This is a genomic window from Micromonospora sp. NPDC048947 (assembly GCF_040649495.1).
Classification (GTDB): domain Bacteria; phylum Actinomycetota; class Actinomycetes; order Mycobacteriales; family Micromonosporaceae; genus Micromonospora; species Micromonospora alfalfae.
On record NZ_JBEZFO010000024.1, the window covers coordinates 99,774 to 108,852 of the forward strand.

At 68.2% G+C, this 9,079-nt stretch carries 6 protein-coding genes; all 6 read right to left on the reverse strand.

What is annotated here, in order from left to right; all coding sequences use genetic code 11:
* Positions 1-13 precede the first annotated feature (13 nt).
* The 6 genes from fusA to AB0B98_RS28710 all read right to left on the reverse strand — a co-directional run bounded on the left by fusA (position 14) and on the right by AB0B98_RS28710 (position 8,950).
* Positions 14-2,110 (reverse strand): elongation factor G, encoded by a 2,097-nt coding sequence (gene fusA / locus AB0B98_RS28685; RefSeq protein WP_357366629.1) that lies wholly within the window; start codon positions 2,108-2,110, stop codon positions 14-16.
* Positions 2,111-2,184: 74 nt separating this feature from the next.
* Positions 2,185-2,655, reverse strand: coding sequence for a 30S ribosomal protein S7 (rpsG, locus tag AB0B98_RS28690; RefSeq protein ID WP_007465317.1), 471 nt, complete (start codon positions 2,653-2,655; stop codon positions 2,185-2,187).
* Position 2,656: 1 nt separating this feature from the next.
* Complete coding sequence (gene rpsL, locus AB0B98_RS28695; protein WP_007465318.1) at positions 2,657-3,031, reverse strand: 30S ribosomal protein S12; 375 nt, start codon at positions 3,029-3,031, stop codon at positions 2,657-2,659.
* 508 nt (positions 3,032-3,539) lie between these two features.
* Entirely contained in the window at positions 3,540-3,920 is a 381-nt protein-coding gene (locus tag AB0B98_RS28700) for a hypothetical protein (protein WP_357366631.1), read from the reverse strand.
* Between the two features lie 679 nt (positions 3,921-4,599).
* Complete coding sequence (locus AB0B98_RS28705) at positions 4,600-4,968, reverse strand: hypothetical protein (protein WP_357366632.1); 369 nt, start codon at positions 4,966-4,968, stop codon at positions 4,600-4,602.
* Between the two features lie 94 nt (positions 4,969-5,062).
* Positions 5,063-8,950: a DNA-directed RNA polymerase subunit beta' gene (locus tag AB0B98_RS28710; RefSeq protein WP_124858781.1), complete on the reverse strand. Its 3,888-nt coding sequence runs from the start codon at positions 8,948-8,950 to the stop codon at positions 5,063-5,065.
* Positions 8,951-9,079: the final 129 nt, after the last annotated feature.

Genomic DNA, 9,079 nt, shown 5'->3' on the forward strand with positions numbered 1-9,079 from the left:
CCTGCTCAGAGCGTTACTCGCCCGTTGCCTTGGCGATGATCTCCTTCGCGACGCTCTGCGGAACCTCGGCGTAGGAGTCGAACTGCATGCTGTAGCTAGCCCGGCCCTGGGTCTTCGACCGCAGGTCGCCGACGTAGCCGAACATCTCCGACAACGGCACCAGAGCCCGGACGATGCGGGCGCCGCTGCGCTCCTCCATCGCCTGGATGATGCCGCGGCGGGAGTTGAGGTCACCGATGACGTCACCCATGTTCTCCTCAGGAGTGGTGACTTCAACGGCCATCATCGGCTCGAGCAGTGCCGGATCGGCCTTGCGGGCCGCGTCCTTCATCACCATCGAGCCGGCGATCTTGAATGCCATTTCCGACGAGTCGACCTCGTGGTACTGGCCGTCCAGCAGGGTCAGCTTCACGCCGACCAGCGGGAAGCCCGCCAGGATGCCGTACTGCAGCGCGTCCTGCGCACCGGCGTCCACCGAGGGGATGAACTCCCGGGGGATGCGGCCGCCGCTGACGGCGTTGGCGAACTCGTAGGTCGGCGAGTCGTTGTCCAGCGGAAGCGGCTCGACGCTCACGATCACGCGGGCGTACTGGCCGGAACCACCGGTCTGCTTCTTGTGGGTGTACTCGACCTTGTCCACCTTGCGGCGGATGGTCTCGCGGTACGCCACCTGCGGCTTGCCGACGTTCGCCTCGACGTTGAACTCGCGGCGCATACGGTCGACCAGGATGTCCAGGTGCAGCTCACCCATGCCGGAGATGACCGTCTGACCGGTCTCCTCGTCCAACTGGACGCGGAAGGTCGGGTCCTCCTCGGCCAGGCGCTGGATGGCAGTGCCCAGCTTCTCCTGGTCGGACTTGGTCTTCGGCTCGATCGCCACCGAGATGACCGGCTCCGGGAAGGTCATCGACTCCAGGATCACCGGGTTCGCCGGGTCGGAGAGAGTGTCGCCGGTGGTGGTCTGCTTGAGACCCTGCACGGCGATGATGTCGCCGGCCTGCGCCGACGGACGCTCTTCCCGCTTGTTGGCGTGCATCTGGTAGATCTTGCCGATCCGCTCCTTGCGGTCCTTCGTGGAGTTGACCACCTGGGAACCGGAATCGAGCGTGCCGGAGTAGACCCGCACGTAGGTGAGCTTGCCCAGGTGCTTGTCCGTCTGGATCTTGAAGGCCAGGCCGGAGAAGGGCTCCGAGTTGGACGGCTTACGCAGCAGCGGGGTCTCGCCGTCGGTGGCCGTACCCTCGATCGCCGGAACGTCCAGCGGCGACGGCAGGAAGTCGACAACGGCGTCGAGCATGGGCTGAACGCCCTTGTTCTTGAACGCCGAGCCGCAGAGCACCGGGTTGGCCTTGCCGGCGATGGTGGCACGCCGGATGGCGGCCTTGACCTCCTCGACGGAGATCTCGTCGCCCTCCAGGTACTTCTCCATCACCGCGTCGTCGACGTCGGCGAGGGTCTCCATCAGCTTCTCGCGCCACTCGGCCGCGGAGTCGGCCAGCTCGGCCGGGATCTCCTCAACCGCGTAGTCCTCACCCTTCTGGGTCTCCCCACGCCAGGTGAGCGCGCGCATGCCGATCAGGTCGACGACACCGATGTGGTCACCCTCGAGCCCGATCGGGATCTGGAGCACCAGCGGGGTGGCGTTCAACCGGTCGATCATCATCTGCACGCAGCGGAAGAAGTCGGCGCCGGTCCGGTCGAGCTTGTTGACGAAGCACATACGCGGGACGTTGTACTTGTCGGCCTGCCGCCAGACGTTCTCCGTCTGCGGTTCCACGCCGGCGACACCGTCGTAAACCGCTACCGCACCATCCAGGACCCGCAACGACCGCTCGACCTCGACCGTGAAGTCGACGTGGCCAGGCGTGTCGATGATCTGGATCGTGTGGTCTTTCCACTCACACTTGGTAGCAGCGGAGGTGATGGTGATACCACGCTCCTGCTCCTGCTCCATCCAGTCCATGACGGCAGCGCCCTCGTGGACCTCACCGATCTTGTACGTGATGCCGGTGTAGAACAGGATTCGCTCGGTGGTCGTGGTCTTACCGGCATCGATGTGCGCCATGATGCCGATGTTGCGTACCTTGGCGAGCGCGTCTGCGGCGGCCACTTCAATCCCTACTTATCGTCGTCTCGACTCAACTGGTGGCGGTTCCGGCGCCCGGAGGCGCCGGAACCAGGGTGTTACCAGCGGTAGTGCGCGAAGGCCTTGTTCGACTCGGCCATCTTGTGCGTGTCCTCGCGCCGCTTGACGGCGGCACCGAGGCCGTTGCTCGCGTCCAGCAGCTCGTTCATCAGCCGCTCGACCATGGTCTTCTCGCGCCGGGCGCGGGAGTACGTGACCAGCCAGCGCAGGCCCAGGGTGGTCGCCCGGGTCGGGCGGACCTCGACCGGAACCTGGTAGGTGGCGCCACCGACACGACGGCTGCGCACCTCGAGGGTCGGCTTGACGTTGTCCATCGCCCGCTTGAGGGTGACGACCGGGTCGGTGCCGGACTTCTCGCGGCAGCCCTCGAGGGCCGCGTACACGATGGACTCGGCGAGCTGACGCTTGCCGCGGAGCAGGATCTTGTTCACCAGCTGGGTGACCAGCGGCGAGTTGTACACCGGGTCAGCGACCAGTGGCCGCCGCGGAGCGGGTCCCTTACGCGGCATGTCAGCTCTTCTCCTTCTTCGCGCCGTACCGGCTGCGCGCCTGCTTGCGGTTGCGGACACCCTGGGTGTCCAGCGAGCCGCGAACGATCTTGTAACGCACGCCGGGGAGGTCCTTCACCCGACCGCCGCGAACGAGCACGATCGAGTGCTCCTGCAGGTTGTGACCGACGCCGGGGATGTAGGCGGTCACCTCGATCTGGCTGCTGAGCTTCACGCGAGCGACCTTGCGCAGCGCCGAGTTCGGCTTCTTCGGGGTGGTGGTGTACACGCGGGTGCACACGCCGCGCCGCTGAGGGGAACCCTTCAGCGCCGGGGTCTTGGTCTTGGTCGTCTTCGCCTGGCGGCCCTTTCGGACCAGCTGCTGGATCGTGGGCACCGGGTTTCTCCGCTCCCTTCGGCCGCATCCGCGGCCGCGCCGTCTGCTCGTTAGCCGGCCTGATGACCGGCTCTCCTACATTCCGACCAGGGTCGCCTTGCGGAGACCCCGGCACCCGCGGTCGGGCGTGTCGCCCTCGTCACGGCCCCGTTGCGACGCTCTCGCGTTCGTACCGGGTTTTGTCACCGGCACGCGGGTCGCCCCGCCCCGGATCTTTGGCTTGTCGTGCCGCCGCCCGTAAGCCGGAAACAGCGCACGCACGAGTTGCCCGGGCATGCCCGGGCACAAGGGGAAAGAGTACCTACCACAACCGCCCAGGTCAAAACGGAATGGCCCGGCGACTGTCTCACACCCGCCGGCCGGATCTCGTCCTGCCCCGTCGCCCGCGATGGGCACCTACGAATACAAGTGTACCGGCTTCCCCGCAGAAGCACCCATCGCCCCCGGGGTGACCGGAAGCCTTCCGCGGAAAACCCCCGTCAGGTGCCGGATCTCTCGGTGACGACCCTCACGTCAGTGTGAGAAGCAGGGCAAGACCCAGGCCCAGCAGGCTGAGCAGTGCCCCCGCCGCGCCGCAGCTGATTCCAGCCATCGCCAACCCGCGGCCGGTGAACTGGACCGCGGAGGGCGCTGTGGGCCGCCCGATCTGCCGCCGGCCGAGCAGCCCGATGACGACCGCCGCCCCGCCGGCCAGCACACCCAGCGCGGCGAACGCCCCGGAGGCCCAGGCCCCGCCGTCGTTCTTGAAGGCCACTCCGAAGCAGATCACCAGCAGTGAGACCAGAAGTGAGGCGATCCCCGCCACCAGCGCCCCGATGGCCAGCCCGGAGGTGACCGGCGCCACGTCCAGGTGCACGACGCCGAACGGCGTACCCGAAACCGCCTCCACCCGCTTCGGCGGCCGACGCTGGTCGTCGGTGGGCGGCGGTACCGAACGCCCCGGTGTGCCACCCCACCCCGGGCCGTGCCCCGGCGGCGGTGGACCCCAGCCGTACGGCGCCCCGGGCCCTGACGACGGCGGACCCCATCCGGGCGGCGTCCCGGGCCCTGACGACGGCGGACCCCATCCGGGCGGCGTCCCGGGCCCAGACGACGGCGGACCCCAGCCGGGCGGCGTCCCAGGCCCTGACGACGACGGACCCCAGCCGTACGGCACAGCCGGCGCAGAAGACGACGGACCCCAGCCGGGCGGCGCAGAAGACGACGGACCCCAGCCCTGCGGCGTCGAGGTCGGTGCGCTGGAGACCGGGTACGGCTGGTCGGAGCCAGGCGTCGCGGTGGTGCCCCAGCCGTTCGGACCCCAACCGGGGTGCGGCGCCGCAGGGGGCGGTGGGCCCGGGTTGGAGACCGGTTGGTGCGTCTCGCCGCTCGGGCCGGGTCGCGCCCAGTCGCTCGGCTCGGATGGCGGAGCCGGGGGGTCCGGCGGGCCGGCCGGTTCGTCCGCAGGGGGCCGCGCCGGTTCCGTCACGAGGTCCTCCTGTCGAAAGGCCGCCACCGCCACTCGGCGGACACCGGCCAGGCTACCGCCGCGAGCACCGCCGTCCGCGCCGGGCGCGGCCACCGGTGGCTCAGTCCATGTTCGCCGGGTAGTCGTGGCCGAACGGGGTGCCGGCCAACCGGACCACCCCGATGACCACCGCGGCCACCACGCTGACCGCCACCAGCACCAGGCCGGTCCAGGCCATCCACTCCCCCCGTCGCAGCCAGACGCCGCCGGTCAGGAAACCCCCGGAGGCGTACGCCTCCCGGCGCGCCTGCCGGGCCAGTTGCAGGGCCACCGTGGCCGGCACCACGCCACCGATGAACAGCCCGGTCAACATGCCGAGCAGGCCCAGCGCGAAGACCGCCCGTGCCTTCGTGGCGCGGGCCGGGTCCGGGTCCAGCGGGTGGCGCATGCCCTGCTGGGCGACGGACACCTGCCCGGGTGCTGTCGTCATCTCCCCATCATGCCGAACCCGGCGCAGGGGTGGGTGGGCACGGACACGACGAGGCCCCCGGCTTTCACCGGGGGCCTCGTCGTGTGACTGGTGCTTAGCGGTACGACCCGAAGTCGAAGTCGTCCAGCGGCACTGCCTGCCCGCTGGCCGGCCCGAACCCGTAGTCGGTCTCCGGGTAACCGGTCATCGAGTAGACCTTGGCCTTGGCCTCCTCGGTCGGCTCGACCCGGACGTTGCGGTACTTGCTGATGCCCGTACCGGCCGGGATGAGCTTTCCGATGATCACGTTCTCCTTGAGGCCGACCAGCGAGTCGCTGCGCGAGTTGATCGCAGCGTCGGTCAGCACCCGGGTGGTCTCCTGGAAGGAGGCCGCCGAGAGCCAGGAGTCGGTGGCCAGCGAGGCCTTGGTGATACCCATCAGCACCGGACGACCGGCGGCGGGCTCGCCGCCCTCCGAGACGAGCCGGCGGTTCTCCGACTCGAACAGCGCCCGGTCGACGAGCACACCCGGCAGGAACTCGGTCGAGCCGGAGTCGATGACCGTCACCCGCTTGAGCATCTGGCGGATGATGATCTCGATGTGCTTGTCGTGGATGAGCACACCCTGCGAGCGGTAGACCTCCTGGACCTCACTGGTCAGGTGGACCTGGACCGCCCGCGGACCCATGATCCGCAGCAGCTCGTGCGGGTCGATGGTGCCCTCGGTCAGCTTCTCGCCGACAGCGACGTGACCGCCGTCGTGGGTACGGAGCTTGACCCGCTTCGAGATCTTGTCGTAGACAATCTCTTCGCTGCCGTCGTCCGGCACCACGATGATCTTGCGCGAGCGCTCGCCATCCTCGATCCGGATCCGACCGGGGGTGTCGGCGATGGGCGCCTTACCCTTCGGGACCCGAGCCTCGAAGATTTCCTGAACACGCGGCAGACCCTGGGTGATGTCCTCACCCGCGACACCACCGGTGTGGAAGGTACGCATCGTCAGCTGCGTACCGGGCTCACCGATGGACTGGGCGGCGATGATGCCGACCGCCTCGCCGATGTCGACCGACTTACCGGTCGGCAGCGACCGGCCGTAGCAGGCTGCGCAGACGCCCAGCTTCGACTCGCAGGTGAGCACGCTGCGCACCCGGACCGTCTCCACACCAGCGGCGACGATCTTGTCGACCCCGATGGAGTTGATGTCCTGACCGCGCTCGGCCACCACGGTGCCGTCCGGCCCCTTGATGTCGTCGGCGAGGGTCCGGGCGTGCACGCTGGTCTCGGCGTGGGTGTGGACGACGAGCTTGCCGTCCAGCTTCTCGCCGATCTGCATCGGGATCGCCCGGTCGGTGCCGCAGTCCTCTTCGCGGATGATGACGTCCTGCGAGACGTCCACCAGACGACGGGTCAGGTAACCCGAGTCGGCGGTACGCAGCGCGGTGTCGGCAAGACCCTTACGGGCACCGTGCGTGGAGATGAAGTACTCCAGCACGGACAGACCCTCCCGGTAGCTGGCCTTGATCGGCCGCGGGATGATCTCGCCCTTGGGGTTGGCCACCAGACCACGGATCGCCGCGATCTGCCGGAGCTGGAGCAGGTTACCGCGAGCACCCGAGTTGATCATCTTCCACAGTGGGTTCTCCTGCGGCAGCGCGGTGTCCATCTCCTTGGCGACCTCGTTGGTCGCCTTGGTCCAGATCTCGATGAGCTCGCCGCGACGCTCCTCGGCGGTCATCAGACCACGCTGGTACTGCTTGTCGATCTGGTCGGCGTCCTTCTCGTACCGCGCCAGGATCTCCGCCTTGCGCGGCGGAGCGATGACGTCCTCCATGCCGATCGTCACGCCGGACCAGGTGGCCCAGTGGAAACCGGCCTCCTTGAGCCCGTCCAGGGTGGCGGCAAGCGCCACCTTGGGGAAGCGCTCGGCGAGGTCGTTGACGATCGCGGAGAGCTGACCCTTGCGGATCTCGTAGTTCACGAAGCGGTAGCCCTGCGGCAGCGTCTCGTTGAACAGCACCCGACCCAGCGTGGTCTCCACGGTCAGCGGGTCACCCTCGACCCAGCCCTCCGGGGCGCTCCACGCCTCGGAGCCGTTGCCGTTGTCGACACCGACCACGCCGCGCAGGCGGATCTTCACCGGCGCCTGGAGGTGCAGCTCGCCGTTGTCGAAGGCCATCCGCGCCTCGGCGTCCGAGCTGAACGCCCGGCCCTCGCCCTTCTCACCGGCGGTGAGGTGGGTGAGGTGGTACAGACCGATGACCATGTCCTGGGTAGGCATGGTGACCGGCTTACCGTCGGCCGGCTTGAGGATGTTGTTCGACGACAGCATCAGGATCCGCGCCTCGGCCTGAGCCTCGGCGGACAGCGGCACGTGCACCGCCATCTGGTCACCATCGAAGTCGGCGTTGAACGCGGTGCAGACCAGCGGGTGGATCTGGATCGCCTTGCCCTCGACCAGCTGCGGCTCGAAGGCCTGGATGCCCAGGCGGTGCAGGGTCGGCGCCCGGTTGAGCAGCACCGGGTGCTCGCCGATGACCTCTTCCAGCACGTCCCACACGACCGGGCGCTGACGCTCGACCATCCGCTTGGCGGACTTGATGTTCTGCGCGTGGTTGAGGTCGACCAGCCGCTTCATCACGAAGGGCTTGAACAGCTCCAGCGCCATCTGCTTGGGCAGACCGCACTGGTGCAGCTTGAGCTTCGGGCCGACCACGATGACCGAACGGCCGGAGTAGTCGACGCGCTTGCCCAGCAGGTTCTGGCGGAACCGGCCCTGCTTGCCCTTGAGCATGTCGGACAGCGACTTCAGCGGGCGGTTACCCGGGCCGGTGACCGGCCGGCCGCGACGGCCGTTGTCGAACAGCGCGTCGACGGCCTCCTGGAGCATCCGCTTCTCGTTGTTGACGATGATCTCGGGCGCGCCGAGGTCGATCAGCCGCTTGAGGCGGTTGTTCCGGTTGATCACGCGGCGGTACAGGTCGTTCAGGTCGGAGGTCGCGAAGCGGCCACCGTCGAGCTGCACCATCGGGCGCAGGTCCGGCGGGATGACCGGGACGCAGTCCAGCACCATGCCGAGCGGCGAGTTGCGGGTGTTCAGGAACGCCGCGACGACCTTGAGTCGCTTGAGCGCCCGGATCTTCCGCTGGCCCTTGCCGGACCGGATGGTCTCCCGCAGGCTCTCGGCCTCGGCGTCGAGGTCCATGTTCTGGACCAGCGCCTTGATCGCCTCGGCGCCCATGGAACCGGTGAAGTACTCACCGAACCGGTCGCGCAGCTCGCGGTAGAGCAGCTCGTCGGTGACCAGCTGCTTCGGCTCCAGCTTGCGGAAGGTGTCCAGCACCTCGTCCAGGCGGTCGATCTCGCGCTGGGCCCGGTCGCGGATCTGGCGCATCTCGCGCTCTCCGCCCTCCTTGACCTTGCGCCGGACGTCCGCCTTGGCACCCTCGGCCTCCAGCTCGGCCAGGTCGGCCTCGAGCTTGGCGGCCCGCTTCTCGATCTCCGAGTCGCGGCTGTTCTCGGACTGCCGCTTCTCGGCCAGGATCTCGTTCTCGATCGTCGAGAGGTCGCGGTGACGCGACTCCGCGTCCACGCTCGTCACGACGTACGAGGCGAAGTAGATGATCTTCTCGAGGTCCTTGGGAGCGAGGTCCAGCAGGTAACCCAGCCGGCTCGGAACGCCCTTGAAGTACCAGATGTGGGTCACCGGAGCGGCGAGCTCGATGTGCCCCATCCGCTCACGGCGGACCTTGGAGCGAGTCACCTCGACGCCGCAGCGCTCACAGATGATGCCCTTGAACCGGACGCGCTTGTACTTACCGCAGTAGCACTCCCAGTCCCGCTGCGGACCGAAGATCTTCTCGCAGAAGAGCCCGTCCTTTTCCGGCTTCAGGGTGCGGTAGTTGATCGTCTCAGGCTTCTTGACCTCGCCGTGCGACCACTGACGGATGTCGTCGGCGGTGGCGAGACCAATGCGCAGCTCGTCGAAGAAGTTGACGTCGAGCACTATGTCCCCTATGTCGTCGTCTGTACTGCTAATTCTCGGGTGGGGTCGGGGGCCGCTCGGTAGTTACCGCCGCCGACGTCCACCGACTGGCCGGCCGTGACCACTGCGGCGGCGGCGCTGATGGTGCAG